This window comes from Streptomyces sp. NBC_01477 (assembly GCF_036227245.1).
Classification (GTDB): domain Bacteria; phylum Actinomycetota; class Actinomycetes; order Streptomycetales; family Streptomycetaceae; genus Actinacidiphila.
In genome coordinates this window covers 476,641-490,728 of record NZ_CP109445.1, presented here as the reverse complement: position 1 = coordinate 490,728, position 14,088 = coordinate 476,641, and the positions used below count along the sequence as shown (strand labels likewise).

The window sequence follows — 14,088 nt, the reverse complement described above, 5'->3', positions numbered from 1 at the left end:
GGCAAGGCAGCAGGCGGCAGGGCGGAACACGACACAAGGGGGACGTCGATGCGCGGTGGACCTACAGTGCTGGGCATAGTGCTGGCGGGCGGAGCGGGTAAACGGCTGATGCCGCTCACCACCGACCGGGCGAAACCAGCAGTGACCTTCGGCGGCACGTACCGCCTGGTGGACTTCGTGCTGTCCAACCTGGTCAACGGCGGCATGATGCGGATCTGCGTGCTGACCCAGTACAAATCGCACTCCCTGGACCGGCATGTGACCACGACCTGGCGGATGTCCAGCGTGCTGGGCAACTACGTCACCCCGGTGCCCGCCCAGCAGCGGCTCGGCCCGCGCTGGTATCTGGGCAGCGCCGACGCGATCCTGCAGTCGCTCAACCTGGTGTACGACGAGCAGCCCGACTACGTCGCGGTCTTCGGCGCGGACCACGTCTACCGGATGGACCCGCGGCAGATGCTCGAACAGCACGTCGAGCACGGAGCCGGCGTCACCGTCGCGGGCATCAAGGTGCCGCGCACCGAGGCCTCGGGCTTCGGGGTGATCTCGCCGGCCGCGGACGGCATCTCGGTGGAGCGCTTCCTGGAGAAGCCCGCGGATCCGCCGGGCCTGCCGGGCGACCCCTCGCAGGTGTTCGCCTCGATGGGCAACTACCTCTTCACCACCAAGACGCTGATCGACGCGCTGCACGAGGACGCCGAGGACCCGCAGTCGGTGCACGACATGGGCGGCAGCATCCTGCCGCGGCTCACCGCGGCGGGTATCGCGCAGGTCTACGACTTCGACACCAACCATGTGCCGGGCGAGACCGCCCGCGACCACGGCTACTGGCGGGACGTCGGCACCCTGGACGCGTACTACGACGCGCACATGGACCTGATCTCCGACCAGCCCGCCTTCAGCCTGTACAACCGGCGCTGGCCGATCTACACCCACCCCGGCCAGCTGCCGCCGGCCAAGATCGCGGCCGGCGGCATCGTGGGGGAGTCGGTGATCAGCCCCGGCTGCGTGATCCGCGGCCAGGTCACCCGCTCGGTGCTGTCGCCCGGCGTGGTGGTCGACGCGGGCGCGGTGGTGCAGGGTTCCGTGCTGCACGACAACGTACGGGTCGGGCGCGGCGCGATCGTCCGCGGCGCGGTGCTCGACAAGAACGTGGACGTGCCGCCGGGTGCCACCATCGGGGTGAACCCCGACCGCGACCGTGAGCTGTACACGGTGTCCGCGGCCGGGGTCATCGCCCTGGGCAAGGCCCAGCTGGTGCAGTGAGGGCGCGGCCCCCGCTCACCGGCGGGCGGGGGTCAGCTCACCGACCACTGCTGGTTGGTGCCGCCGTTGCAGGTCCAGACGTCCAGCTGGGTGCCGCTGGCGGAGTTCGAACCCGGTACGTCCAGGCACTTGTTGGCCGCGGCGTTGATCAACTGCTTGCCGCTGATCGTCCACTTCTGTGCGTTGCTGCCGTTGCAGTCCCACAGCTGGACCAGGGTGCCGTCCGCGGTGCCGCTGTTGGAGTCGTCCAGGCACTTGCCGAGGGCGCCCACCGTACCGTCGGTGCCGACGGTCCACTGCTGGGCGCCCGAGCCGTTGCAGTCCCACAGCTGCACATGGGTGCCGTTGGCGGTGCCGGAGTTGGCGATGTCCACGCACTTGCCGGCCAGGCCCGTGATGGCGTGCGCGCTCGCGCCGGTGGACTGGCCGTAGACCTCCAGTTCGTAGATACGGGCCGCGGTGTCGCCGCCGGTGTTGGTGGGCGCGGAGATCGCCAGCCGGACGTAGCGCGCCTGCCGCGGGGTGATGGTGTGGTAGGTGCGGCTGGAGCGTGATCCGGTGACCGACACCGCGGGGGACCAGGTGCTGTTGTCGGTGCTGGTCTGGATCTGGAAGGCGCCGGTGTTCCAGCTGGTGTCCTCGCCGCCGAGACCGGCGTGCTTGACCACGAAGGACCCCACGGTCTGCGCCGACCCGAGGTCGACGGTCAGCGTCGGGTTCGTCGCCTTGGAGCACCACTTGCTGTTGTTCTTCAGCGAGTTGTCGACCGCCTTGTCACCGGACTCCGCCGTACCGCACGGGGTGGACGCGGTGACCGCCTTGCCCTGCGCCAGGTTGGTGCCCAGGCTCGGCGCAGCCGGCACCGCGGTGGCCCCGTCCTGGAAGGACGGCGGCACGTCCGAGGCGCCGGTGCCCCAACTGCTGCTCGGCGCCGCGCCCATGGTGTAGTCGAGGGTGCCGCCGGCGGCCAGGTCGGGGTAGCGCAGGTAGTTGTGGCTGGTGGCGGCGCCGTTGACCTTCAGGCCCTGCACGTAGCCGCCGCTGCCGGAGGCGTTGATGGTGATGTTGCCGCCGGGCCGCTGGAGCAGCACCGAGGGGAACTGCGGGCCGTTGACGGCCAGGGTGTCCGCGCCGGGGGTGGCCGGGTACATCCCGAGCGCCGCCCACACGTACCACGCGGAGGTCGCCCCGAGGTCGTCGTTGCCGGGCAGGCCGCCGGCGCCGGTGGTGAAGGACTCGGTCATCACCTTGCGGACCGCGTCCGCGGTGCCCGCGGGGTCACGGGCGAAGTTGTACGCCCACGGCACACCGTGCTCCGGCTCGTTGCCGATGTAGTAGTACGGCAGGCTCTGACCGGCGTTGACCTGGGTGAAGTGGTGGTCGAGCCGCTGCGCCGCGGTCGTGGGACCGCCCATGTCGTTGATCAGGTCGGCGAAGTCGTACGGCACCATCCAGGTGTACTGCGCCGCGTTGCCCTCGGTGAAGTTGCTCGGGCTCGCCGGGTCCAGCGGCCACGACCAGCTGCCGTCGGAGTTGCGCGGCTGCACATAGCCCGACTCGGTGCTGTAGGTGTTGCGCCACCACTGGGCGCGGGTCATGTGCGTGGTGTAACTGGCGGTGTTGCCCAGCGCCTTGGCGAACTGCGCCACCGCGAAGTCCGACGCGCTGTACTCGAGCGAGTCCGAGGGCTCGCTCAGGAAGTGCTGGCTGGTGTACGCGCCCTGATTGCCGCGGATCGGCGAGCCCTGCGCCGTACCGCCGTTGGAGGCCTTCTCCATCAGCGACAGCGCGGCGGCGGTGTCGAAGTCCCGCACCCCGAAGGCGTACATGCTGCTGACGATGATCGGCCCGGGGTCGCCGGTCATCACGAAGTCCTCGGCCGTCTGCTGCGACCACTTGGGCAGCAGTCCGCCCTGCTGGCCGTCCAGCACCATCGACTTGGCGATGTCGGCCGCCTCGGTCGGTGCGATCAGCGCGACCAGCGCCGCCCACGAGCGGTAGATGTCCCAGCCGGAGTAGTTCTGGTAGACCGGCCGGGTCGAGTTGTGCACCGCTCCGTCGAAGCCGCGGTAGTCGCCGTTGACGTCGCTGGAGATGTTGGGGCTCTGGAAGACGTGGTAGAGCGAGGTGTAGAACTTCTTGAGGTCCGCGGCCGCGCCACCGGTGACCTGGGCGCGGTTGAGCATGGAATTCCAGGACGTGTCGGCCGCGGTGCGGGTCGCGTTGAAGTCCCAGCCGTTGTTCTCGGCCGTCAGGTTGGCCTGGGCGCCCGCCACGCTCACGTACGACAGGCCGATCTTGGTCTGCACGGTCTGGCTGCCGGTGGTGTCGAAGGTGACGTAGGCGCCGGTGTTGGTGCCCGAGGTGCTGGCCGAGCCGGCCGAGACCGTACCGCCGCTCCAGGTGCCGAAGGCCGAGGGGGCGCGGTCGAAGCGGATGTCGAAGTAGATCTGGTAGGTCTTCGACGAGCCGCAGAAGCCGCCGGCGGTCACGCTGCCGGTCACCTCCGAGCCGCTGACCTTCACCGAGCCGCTGCGGTTGCCGGTCGCGCTGCGGCCGGTGTTGATCAGCAGGCTCGCGCTGGTGGTCGAGGGGTACGTCAGCCTGGCCATGCCGGTGCGGGTGGTGGCCGTCAGCTCCACGCCGGTGCCGTACTTGTCCAGCCGGTTCTTGTAGTAGCCGGGCACGGCCGTCTCGTTGGCCTTGGTGTACGCCGACGCGTAGCCCGTCCAGTTGCTGCCGGGTGAGGTGCTGATCGCGCCGGTGACCGGCATCAGCGGCAGGTCCTCGTTGTTGGGACAGCCCGCACCGTCGAAGTGGGTGAGGCTGAAGTCCTCGATCGACCCGTCGGAGTAGCGGTAGCCCGACGGCGAGGCGGTCGGCGTGTCGGGGCTGAACTGCACGCCGCCGAAGGGCGTCACGGCCCCCGGGTAGGTGCTGCCGCCCGCGCCGCCGCCGACCGGGTTGGGGGCGTTGCTGTCGTCGGAGCCGACGAACGGGTCGACGTACTGCGTGAGGTTGGCGTTGGCGGCATGGGCGGGGGCCGAGCTGAGGCCGCCGACGCCGAGGGCGGCCAGCAACAGGGCGCTCAGGGCGCCCGCGGTTTTGCTTCTGAGCACGGGAGGGAGCACGGAGGACCACCTTCTCGTGGAGGCGGCGGGCCGCGGATGACGCACGGCGAGCGCCTCGGGGCATGGGGGGATGCTCGTAGGGGGGATGTGAACGTTACCAAGCGAATCAGCATTTTGATGTGTACCTGATGTGATGTCAAGGGTCCGCACGGTGACCGGGAAGCCGGTTCAGCTGCCGCCACCGCGGGCTCAAGGCGGCCTCCCGCGCGACGTATTGACACGCCGTCAGCGCGCCCGCACAATCCCGGAACGTTTGCGAACGTTACCAAGGCACCGCGTGACCACGACGCTGGGAGACAGCCGATGGCACAACCACTCCTGGAAGCCCGAGGCCTGACCAAGCGGTTCGGTCACGTCAGGGCGCTCCAGGACGCCGACTTCACCGCCTACCCGGGCGAGGTCGTCGCCCTGGTCGGTGACAACGGCGCAGGCAAGAGCAGCCTCGTCAAAACCCTGTCAGGCACCATCCGACCCGACGGCGGCCAGATCCTGGTCGACGGCAGCCCCGTCGAGCTGGCCAGCCCGCTCGACGCCAGGCGGTACGGCATCGAGACCGTCTACCAGGACCTGGCCCTCGCGCCCGACCTCGACGCCGCGGCCAACCTGCACCTGGGCCGGGAGCTCTTCCGCGGCGGCCTGCTCGGCCGGCTCGGGGTCCTCGACCGCGCCGCCATGCGCCGCTCCGCCGTCACCGCCTTCGCCGAACTGGGCGTCGACCTCCAGGACGTCGGCGCCCCGGTCGCCACGCTGTCCGGCGGCCAGCGCCAGTCCGTCGCCGTGGCCCGGGCGGTGGCCTTCGCCAACCGGATCATCTTCATGGACGAGCCGACCGCCGCCCTCGGCGTACTCCAGCGCGGCCGGGTGCTCGACACCGTCAGACGGGTGCGCGACCGCGGCATCTGCGTCGTCCTGATCAGCCACAACATGCCGGAAGTGCTGTCCGTCGCCGACCGGGTGGAGGTGCTGCGGCTCGGCCGCAGGGTGGCGCGCTTCACCGCCGCCGATACCACCGTCGAGGAACTGGTCGGCGCGATGACCGGCGCGCTGGACGGCGAGCCCGACTCCGGGGCCGACGGCGGTCCCGGGGCTGACGCCCTGCGAAAGGACGGCGCCGAATGACCGCCGAGGCTCCCGCGAAGGACCGGCGGCAGAGCGCCCGCAGGCCCGCCGTACCACCCTGGCTGCGCCGGCTCGCCGCCGCCAACGAGGCCTGGACCTTCGGCGTCCTCGCCCTGCTCGTCGCATTCTTCACCGCCGCCCGGCCCAGCACCTTCCTGACCCGCTACGACATCACCCAGATCGCCACCAACGCGGCCATCTACCTGGTGCTCGGCGTCGGCATGACCTATGTGATCATCGTCGCCGGCATCGACCTGTCCGTCGGCTCCGTCCTGGTGCTGTCCGCCGTCCTGTCCGCCGAATACACCATCCACCACGGCGGCGCGAACTCCGGCTGGGGCGCCATCGCGGTCAGCACCCTCATCGCGCTGGCCACCGGCCTGGTGTGGGGCGCCCTCCAGGGCTGGCTGGTCGCCAAGGCCAGAGTCCCCCCGCTGATCGTCACCCTCGGCGGCTTCGGCGCCGCACTGGGCGCCGCCCAGATCATCACCGGCGGCCAGGACCCGGCGGGCGCCGTGTCCGGCAGGCTCCAGCGCACCATCGGCTTCGGCAAGCTCTTCGGCCAGATCCCGTGGCTGGTCGTCATCGCATTCGGCGCCACCCTGGTCTTCGGCCTGGTCCTCGCCTTCACCCGCTTCGGCCGCTACACCTACGCCATCGGCTCCAACCCCGAAGGCGCCCGCCGGGTCGGCATCAACGTCGACGCCCACCTGATCAAGGTCTACGCCCTGGTGGGCCTGCTGTCCGGCCTCGGCAGCGTGATGTGGCTGGCCTACTTCGGCACCACCTCCATCGCCGGGCACTCCACCGACAACCTCAAGGTCATCACCGCCGTCGTGCTCGGCGGCGCCAGCCTCTTCGGCGGGCGCGGATCCGTACTCGGCACGGTCATCGGCATGTTCATCCCGGCGGTGCTCAGCACCGGCCTGATCATCATGGGCGTCCAGCAGTACTGGCAGGACGTCGCCATCGGCGTCGTCCTGGTCGCCGCCGTCCACCTCGACCAGTTCCGCAGACGCGGCAGGGACCACGGCTGACCCGTCGTCGCGCCCACCCCACCGCCCCCACCGAAAGGCTGTCCGCGATGCGCCCGACCAGCACGCGCCCGACCGGAGGAACGACCGGATCGACCGGAACGACCGGAAGCACGGCCAGGAGCACGGCCGGAAGAGCGACGAGGCTCGCCGGCTGCTGCGCGGTCCTCGCCCTGACCGCGGCGACCACCGCCGGCTGCGGCGGCGGATCCGGCGGCTCGGGTTCGACGTCGCTCGACCTCATCACCGGCGTCAAGAGCGACCCCTTCTACATCACCATGTCCTGCGCGGCCCAGCAGGAGGCCGAGAAGCGCGGCGTCAAGCTCACCGTCAACGGCTCCGCCCAGTGGGACGTCGCCGTGCAGCGCCCGATCATCGACTCGGTCGCCGCCACCCACCCCGGCGGCCTGCTGATCTCCCCGGTGGACACCGCGGCCCTGACCCCCTCGCTCCAGCAGATCCAGGGCGCGGGCACCAAGGTCGTCCTGGTCGACACCGAGGTCACCGACACCGCGATCGGCGTGTCCCGGATATCGTCCGACAACGAGGCGGGCGGCAGGACCGCGGCGAAGTCCCTCGCCCAGCTGATGGGCGACAAGGGCTCGGCGATCGTGATCAGCGTCAAGCCGGGTGTGTCCACCACCGACGCGCGTATCAAGGGATTCACCGAGGAGATGAAGGCCGACCACCCGGCCATCACGCTGCTTCCGGTGCTCTACGACGACGACCTGCCCGCCACCGCCGCCTCGCAGATCCAGTCCACGCTGGCCGCCCACCCCGACCTCGGCGGCGTCTTCGCCGGCAACACCAACACCGCCCAGGGCATCGCCACCGGCCTCCAGGCCGCGGGCAAGCAGGGCAAGGTCAAGGTCGCCGCCTTCGACGCGGAGCCCGACGAGATCACCGCGCTCACCAACGGCACCCTGGACGTGCTGGTCGCCCAGGACCCCGGCGCCATCGGCCGGCAGGGGGTCGACCAGGCGCTCGCCGCGATCGACAAGAAGAAGGTCACCACCAGGATCGGCACCGACATGGTCGCCATCACCAAGGCGAACATGGACCAGCCCGACATCAGGAAGTTCTTCTACCAAGCCGCCTGCTGAACCGGGGGAGCCCGGTCACCCGCCCGGAGCCCCGCCTGCCATCATCGACGCACGAGCCGGCCGGCCGCCGGTCACCGGTATCGGCCGGTCACCGGCCCGGCCGGCCGGCACAGCGACGAGGAGGCCCGTGAAACGCCCGACGATGAAGGACGTGGCCCGCGCAGCCGGGGTCAGTCCCATGACGGTCTCCCGGGTCGTCGCGGGCGAAGCGGGGGTCGCCCCCGAGACGGCCGCCCGGGTCGGCCAGGCAGTGCGCAAACTCGGCTACCAGCGCAACGACAACGCCCGCAGCCTGCGCCAGAAGAACCTCGGCACCTCCACCATCGGCCTGGTCGTGGACGATCTGGCCAACCCCTTCTACGCCCTGATGGCCCGTTCGGTGGAGGACGAGGCCCACCGCCGCGGCCATGTGGTGCTGGTCGGCAGCACCAATGACGAGCCGCAGCGCGAACGCGAGGTGATCGCCGCCTTCACCGCCCGCCAGGTGGACGGCCTGATCATCGTCCCCACCATCGGCAGCCACGGCTTCCTCAAACGCCCCATGGACGGCGGTACGCAGGTGGTCTGTGTCGACCGCCCCGCCAAGGGCCTCGCCGTCGACACCGTCACCGTCGACAACCGGGCCGCCGCCGGACGGGCCGTCACCCACCTGCTCGGCCACGGCCACACCCGGATCGCCTACCTCGGCGACCGCTTCGACATCTGGACGCAGGCCGAGCGCTACGCCGGCTACCTCGACGCGCTCGCCGCCCATGGCATACCCGAGGACCCCGCGCTCGTCCGGCACGAACTGCGCTCCCACCCGCAGGCCAGGGACGCACTCGCCGTGCTGCGCACACTGCCCGACCCGCCGACCGCGCTGTTCACCAGCAACGACCTGATCACTCTCGGCGTCCTCGACGGCCTGGACCATCCCGCGCCGCTCGCCCTGGTCGGCTTCGACGACCTGCCGCTCGGCGAACGGCTCACCCCGCCGCTGACCGTGGTCAGCCAGGACCCGGTGGCCCTCGGCGGCACCGCCGCCAACCTGCTCTTCTCCCGTATCGCGGGCGACCGCTCGGCGCCGCGCTCGGTGGTGCTGCTCACCCGCTTCGTGGTCCGCGGCTCCGGCGAATTCCGCACGGCGGCCGGCTGAGGCGGGGATTCCGGGGGCGCATCCACGGGGGCGCGTGTGCGCCGGCGTGCGCATAGCGCGCGCCGGGCGCACGGACGGCCGGGATCAGCCCGGTACGTAGTTGAAGGTGTCCGGGTCGGGGCCGGTGCGCTCGCCGCGGTCCAGCGCGCTGATCGCGTCGACGTCGTCCTGGGCGAGGTCGAAGTCGAAGAGCCGGAAATTCTCCGCCACCCGGGCGGGCGTCACGGACTTGGGGAAGACGATGTCCCCGCGCTGCAGATGCCAGCGCAGCGTGACCTGCGCGGGAGTACGGTCGAGCCGCTCGGCGATCGCCGTGATCACCGGGTCGTCCAGCACCTTGCCCTGGGCGATCGGCGACCACGCCTCGGTCGCGATGCCGTGGGCGGTGTCGAAGGCGCGGACGTCGTCCTGGGTGAGATACGGATGGACCTCGATCTGGTTGACCGCGGGGACGGTGCCGGTCTCCTTCAGCAGCCGCTCCACATGGTGCGGCTGGAAGTTGGACACCCCGATGGCCTTGACCCGGCCCGAGCGCAGGATCTCCTCCAGTGCCTTCCAGGTCTCGACGTAGTCGCCCACCTCGGGCAGCGGCCAGTGGATGAGGAAGAGGTCGAGGTATTCGAGCCCGAGGTCGTCCAGGGTGCGGGCGAACGCGGAGAGCGCGTCCCCGTAGGCGTGGTGGCCGTTGTTGAGTTTGCTGGTGACGAAGACCTCGCCGCGCGGCAGGCCCGAGTCCCTGACGGCCTGGCCGACCTCCTTCTCGTTGCCGTACATCTGCGCGGTGTCGATGTGCCGGTAGCCGATGTCCAGTGCGGTGCGCACCGCCTCCCGGGTGTCCTGCGGCTCGATCTGGTAGGTCCCGAAGCCCAGTTGCGGTATCGCGATGCCGTTGTTGAGCGTGAGACCGGGGATGTGGGTCATGGGTGCTTCCCTTGCTCGCCTTGGCTGTCCTTGCTGCTTCCGGCGGTCCCGCGGCGCCACCGCCGGCCACGGCCCGGCGACCGGAGCGCGGCCCCTCACCCACCGTAACGGCGGATCGCGGGATCGTCCTCCCGGCGGCTTCCCGCACAGCTCCCCGGCAACCCCCTGACCTGGCTCCCCTGCTGCCCGCCGGCTGCCCGCGACGGCCGTGCCCGGCTTTCCCGCGGCGTCCGAGCGGGCGGCCGCCTCTTTCGGAGAGCGCTCTCACGGCGGGCGGCGAGCCGATACGCTGTGGCTGGCCACCGCCTGTGCACCGTCCGTCACGGGGCCCGCGCTTCCCGTGGGTGCTCGTGCTGTTCCGCGTTCCGTCCCGCGTTCCGCCGCGCGAAGGAGGACTCCCCGTTGTCCGCTCCGTCCCCCGTCTCCCGCCCCACGCTCGAAGCCGTCGCGGCGCGGGCCGGGGTGTCGCGAGCCACCGTGTCGCGGGTGGTCAACGGGGGAGCGGGGGTGCGCGGACCGCTGGCGGAAAGAGTGCGCGCGGCGGTCGACGAACTCGGGTACGTGCCCAACCAGGCGGCCCGCACCCTGGTCACCCGGCGCAACGGCGCCATCGCCGTGGTCGTAGCGGAACCCGAGTCCCGGTTCTTCACCGACCCCTTCTTCGCCCAGCAGGTGCGCGGCATCAGCAGGGAGCTGGCCGCGCACGACAACCAGCTGGTGCTGCTGCTCACCGGGGGCGCCGCGGACCACGAGCGGGTCGGCCGCTATCTGACCGGCGGGCATGTGGACGGCGCGCTGATCTTCTCGCTGCACGCCGACGACTCGCTGCCGGTCATCGCCCGCAAGGCGGGCGTGCCCACGGTGATCGGCGGCCGTCCCACCTGGCCCGACCCGGACACCCGGCGCCGCACCCTCTACGTCGACTGCGACAACCGCGGCGGCGCGCGGGACGCGGTACGCCGCCTGCTGGCGCTCGGCCGCCGCCGGATCGTGCACATAGCGGGACCGCTGGACCAGCCTGCCTCCGTCGACCGGCTCGACGGCTTCCGCGATGTGCTGCCCGGTATCGGCACCGCGATGATCGCCGAGGGCGACTTCACGCCCGAGGGGGGCGCCCGGGCCATGGAGCGGCTGCTGGAGCGCTCTCCCGACCTCGACGGGGTCTTCGCCGCCTCCGATGTGATGGCCTCGGGCGCGCTGCGGGTGCTGCGGGCCCGCGGCCGGCGGGTGCCGGACGACGTGGCGGTGGTCGGCTTCGACGACATGGTGTCGGTGGCGGAGTGGACCGACCCGCCGCTGACCACGATCAGGCAGGACATCGAGGAGATGGGCCGGCTGATGGCGCAGCTGCTGCTGCACGCCCTGGAGCCGTCGACCGACCCGGACGGCGTGCCCGCGGTGTCCTCGATCATCACCCCGACCCGGCTGGTGGTGCGCGCCTCCGCCTGAGGCGTACCGCGGGCTCGTACCGGACGCATCGGGAGGCCCGGGATTCTGGGGAGAGCGCTCTCCCGTGATTGCCGGCGAGAGCAGCCCCACGCCCCGCCCGCCCCCGAGGTCCGGCGTCCCGGCGGTGCTTCGGCGCGCCCCCCGCTCCGCCGCGCGGGATGATCGGAGGATGAGCCGTAGCGGCCACGACACGGGCGTGCCCGAACTCGAACCCGAGGTGTTCGACAGCGCCATCGTGCCCATCGCGATGACCGCGGGCGACGAGCACCTGCTCGTCTACTACAACGACGCCTTCCGCGTGCTGTTCGGCCCCCGCCGGCTCGGCGTCCCGGCCCGCGACGCGTTCGACGAACCTGCCGCGGCCCCCTTCATCACCATGCTCAACGAGGTCTTCCGCGGCCACATCGCCCGCCAGGTCACCTCCCCCCGCACCACCGACGGCAGCGCGCCCGGCGCGCCCGGCGTCCGCCACTTCGTCTACAGCTGCTCGCCCGTGGTGTCCCGGTACGGTCCCGGCGTGCTCGCGGTGGCCATCGACACCACCGCCCAGGTGACGGCCGCCGAGCACGCGCAGTGGCTGTCCGAGCAGCGGCACCAGGCGCTGCAGCGCTACGAGGCGCTGATGTCCGCGGTCAGCCAGATCGTCTGGCTGATGCAGCCCACCGGTGAGATCCAGGAGCTGGTCGGCGGTTTCGAGGAGTTCACCGGCATCCCGTGGCGGCCGGTGATCGACCAGGACTGGCTGTCCGCGGTCCACCCGCACGACCGCGGCCGGCTGATGCACACCTGGCGGGACGCGGCCGGGGGCGACCCCTCGACGTTCGTGTGCACCTTCCGGATGCGCACCGCGGCCGGTCTCCACCGCCATGTGCAGTCCCGGGCGGTGCCCATCGTGCGCGACGGGGTCACCGTCGAGTGGATCGGCACCACCGCGGACGTCGAGGACCAGTGGCGCAACCGGCTGCGCGAGAAGCTGCTGGCCAAGGTCGCGACCGTGATCGCGGCGAGCGACGTGCCGCAGGCCTTCGCCGCCGTCACCGACGCGGTGGTGCCCGAGCTGACCGACGCGTGCGGGGTCTTCCTGCTGTCACCGGCGGGCGGGCCCGGCTCAGGCGGCGACCTGACCGTCACCCGGATCGCCTCCAGCGCCCGCGAGGGGCTGCCCCCGCTGCCCCCGCTGAGCCACCGGCCGGCGTCCGTCGGCCCGATCACCCGGCAGGTCATCGCGAGCGGTCGCCCCCGGCTGTTCACCTTCCCCGCCGGCGAGCCGCCCGACGGCGTACTGCCCGACCTGTCCGCCGCGTGGCTGCGCGAGGCCCGCGCCACCAGCATCACCGTGGTGCCGGTCGAGATCGACACGGCGGTCGTCGCCTTCGCCGTCGCCGCCGCCTGCGCGGACAGCCCGCCGCCCGGCCCCGCCGACCTCCAGATGCTCGGCGAGGTGCTGCGCGAGGTGCGCGACCCGCTGCGGCAGGCCATGGAACTCCAGCGCACCCGGCACACCGCGCTCACCCTCCAGCGCGCACTGCTCACCCCCACCCCCCGGGTGCCCGGCGCCGAGATCGCCGCGCACTACCAGCCGGCCAGCAGGACCGCGGAGATCGGCGGCGACTGGTACGACTCGCTGCTGCTGCCGGACGGCTCGGTCACCCTCACCATCGGCGACATCGCGGGCCACGACCTGGAGGCCGCCACCTCGATGAGCCAGCTGCGCAGCATGCTGCGGGTCATCGCCTTCGACCGGTCCCGGCTGAACACCCCGGCCGAGAGCCTGGTGCGGCTCGACCGGGTCGCCGAGGGCCTGGACATCGCGCCGCTGGTCACCGCCGTGCACGCCCGGCTGGAACCGCTGCCCGGCGGCGGCTGGCACGCGGCCTGGTCCAACGCGGGCCACCCGCCGCCGCTGCTGCTGTCCGCCGCGGGGACGCCGCAATTCCTCGAAGGCGGCGGACCCGACCTGCCGCTGTGCGTGGCCCCCTGGATGGCCCGCACCACCTGGCACCACGAGCTGCGGCCCGGGGAGACCCTGCTGCTCTACACCGACGGTCTGATCGAGGTCCCGGGAACCGACCTGAGCGAGGGCATGGCCGCGCTGGCCGCGCACGCCGAGCAGGCCCGCCGCCAGGGCGTGTCGCTGGCCACGCTGTGCGCCCGGCTGCTGGCCGCCGCCGCCGACCGGCGCGACGACGCGGCGGTGATCGGCTTCCGGCCGGTCCCGCGGGGCCGGGTGCGGGCCGAGCACCCGGCCTGACGGCCGCCGCCGGCACCGCTCAGGTCCGCGCCACCATCAGCACCCCCAGGGTGATCATCGTGCAGGCGATGACCACGTCCAGCACGCGCCAGGAACCCGGCCGGGAGAAGGGCCGCTCCAGCAGCCGGGCGCCGAAGCCGAGACCGCTGAACCACACGAAGCTGGCGGCCACCGCCCCGGCCCCGAACGGCCAGCGCGCCCCGCCGTAGCCGTTGGCGACCGAGCCGAGCAGCAGCACGGTGTCGAGGTAGACATGCGGGTTCAGCCAGGTCATCGCCAGGCAGGTGAGCACCGCGGCCCGCAGCGAGCCGCCCGCGGCGCCCGCCGCCTCCAGCCGCTCCGGCCGCAGCGCCCGGCGGGCGGCCAGCAGACCGTACGACAGCAGGAAGGCGCCGCCGATCCAGCCGGTCACGGTGACCGCGGACGGCCAGGCCCCGGCCACGGAGCCGATGCCGCTGACGCCGGCCGCGATCAGGACGGCGTCGGACAGCGCGCAGATCGCCACCACCGCGGCGACGTGCTCGCGGCGTATGCCCTGGCGCAGCACGAAGGCGTTCTGCGCACCGATCGCCACGATGAGTGACATGCCGGTGCCGAGTCCGGCCAGGGCCGCGAGGAGCGCCGTGTTCATGGGCCGATGCTAGGAAGCACCGGCACTTTCAGTCCAGCTAAGGTTTCT

At 72.0% G+C, this 14,088-nt stretch carries 10 protein-coding genes; 7 read left to right on the top strand and 3 right to left on the bottom strand.

All coding sequences use genetic code 11. The features are described 5' to 3' along the window. Positions 1 to 48: 48 nt before the first annotated feature. Positions 49 to 1,266, top strand: coding sequence for a glucose-1-phosphate adenylyltransferase (glgC, locus tag OHA86_RS01980; protein ID WP_329171872.1), 1,218 nt, complete (start codon positions 49 to 51; stop codon positions 1,264 to 1,266). A 32-nt stretch (positions 1,267 to 1,298) separates the two neighbouring features. On the opposite strand, the gene OHA86_RS01975 is transcribed toward glgC, so the two are convergent. After that, complete coding sequence (locus OHA86_RS01975; protein ID WP_329171870.1) at positions 1,299 to 4,385, bottom strand: GH92 family glycosyl hydrolase; 3,087 nt, start codon at positions 4,383 to 4,385, stop codon at positions 1,299 to 1,301. 315 nt (positions 4,386 to 4,700) lie between these two features. On the opposite strand from OHA86_RS01975, the gene OHA86_RS01970 reads away from it, so the two are divergent. The 4 genes from OHA86_RS01970 to OHA86_RS01955 all read left to right on the top strand — a co-directional run bounded on the left by OHA86_RS01970 (position 4,701) and on the right by OHA86_RS01955 (position 8,788). Further along, positions 4,701 to 5,516 (top strand): ATP-binding cassette domain-containing protein, encoded by an 816-nt coding sequence (locus OHA86_RS01970; RefSeq protein WP_329171868.1) that lies wholly within the window; start codon positions 4,701 to 4,703, stop codon positions 5,514 to 5,516. Beyond that, positions 5,513 to 6,553, top strand: a complete 1,041-nt coding sequence (locus tag OHA86_RS01965) for an ABC transporter permease (protein ID WP_329171866.1) — start codon at positions 5,513 to 5,515, stop codon at positions 6,551 to 6,553. The genes OHA86_RS01970 and OHA86_RS01965 overlap by 4 nt, the downstream gene beginning before the upstream one ends. Before the next feature lie 47 nt (positions 6,554 to 6,600). Next, positions 6,601 to 7,653 (top strand): ABC transporter substrate-binding protein, encoded by a 1,053-nt coding sequence (locus tag OHA86_RS01960; protein ID WP_329171864.1) that lies wholly within the window; start codon positions 6,601 to 6,603, stop codon positions 7,651 to 7,653. A gap of 127 nt (positions 7,654 to 7,780) precedes the next feature. Continuing rightward, on the top strand, positions 7,781 to 8,788 hold the full coding sequence (locus tag OHA86_RS01955) for a LacI family DNA-binding transcriptional regulator (protein ID WP_329171862.1): 1,008 nt from the start codon (positions 7,781 to 7,783) through the stop codon (positions 8,786 to 8,788). Positions 8,789 to 8,872: 84 nt separating this feature from the next. Here the strand turns inward: OHA86_RS01955 and OHA86_RS01950 are convergent, their stop codons facing one another. Beyond that, positions 8,873 to 9,709, bottom strand: coding sequence for an aldo/keto reductase (locus tag OHA86_RS01950; RefSeq protein WP_329171860.1), 837 nt, complete (start codon positions 9,707 to 9,709; stop codon positions 8,873 to 8,875). Between the two features lie 402 nt (positions 9,710 to 10,111). Here OHA86_RS01950 and OHA86_RS01945 point away from each other — a divergent pair, with 402 nt between their 5' ends. Together OHA86_RS01945 and OHA86_RS01940 are read left to right on the top strand one after the other, a co-directional pair. Further along, a complete protein-coding gene (locus tag OHA86_RS01945; protein ID WP_329171859.1) occupies positions 10,112 to 11,158 on the top strand; it encodes a LacI family DNA-binding transcriptional regulator in 1,047 nt (348 codons plus the stop codon). A gap of 169 nt (positions 11,159 to 11,327) precedes the next feature. Further along, positions 11,328 to 13,409, top strand: a complete 2,082-nt coding sequence (locus OHA86_RS01940) for a SpoIIE family protein phosphatase (RefSeq protein WP_329171858.1) — start codon at positions 11,328 to 11,330, stop codon at positions 13,407 to 13,409. 19 nt (positions 13,410 to 13,428) lie between these two features. Here the strand turns inward: OHA86_RS01940 and OHA86_RS01935 are convergent, their stop codons facing one another. Next, positions 13,429 to 14,040: a LysE/ArgO family amino acid transporter gene (locus tag OHA86_RS01935; RefSeq protein ID WP_329171856.1), complete on the bottom strand. Its 612-nt coding sequence runs from the start codon at positions 14,038 to 14,040 to the stop codon at positions 13,429 to 13,431. Between the last annotated feature and the right edge of the window lie 48 nt (positions 14,041 to 14,088).

Bases quoted from the DNA above. Each gene is read 5' to 3' on its own strand.
- OHA86_RS01960 (WP_329171864.1), top strand. From the start codon at position 6,601: ATGCGCCCGACCAGCACGCGCCCGACCGGAGGAACGACCGGATCGACC.
- OHA86_RS01970 (WP_329171868.1), top strand. From the start codon at position 4,701: ATGGCACAACCACTCCTGGAAGCCCGAGGCCTGACCAAGCGGTTCGGT.
- glgC (WP_329171872.1), top strand. From the start codon at position 49: ATGCGCGGTGGACCTACAGTGCTGGGCATAGTGCTGGCGGGCGGAGCG.
- OHA86_RS01940 (WP_329171858.1), top strand. From the start codon at position 11,328: ATGAGCCGTAGCGGCCACGACACGGGCGTGCCCGAACTCGAACCCGAG.
- OHA86_RS01950 (WP_329171860.1), bottom strand. From the start codon at position 9,709: ATGACCCACATCCCCGGTCTCACGCTCAACAACGGCATCGCGATACCG.
- OHA86_RS01965 (WP_329171866.1), top strand. From the start codon at position 5,513: ATGACCGCCGAGGCTCCCGCGAAGGACCGGCGGCAGAGCGCCCGCAGG.
- OHA86_RS01935 (WP_329171856.1), bottom strand. From the start codon at position 14,040: ATGAACACGGCGCTCCTCGCGGCCCTGGCCGGACTCGGCACCGGCATG.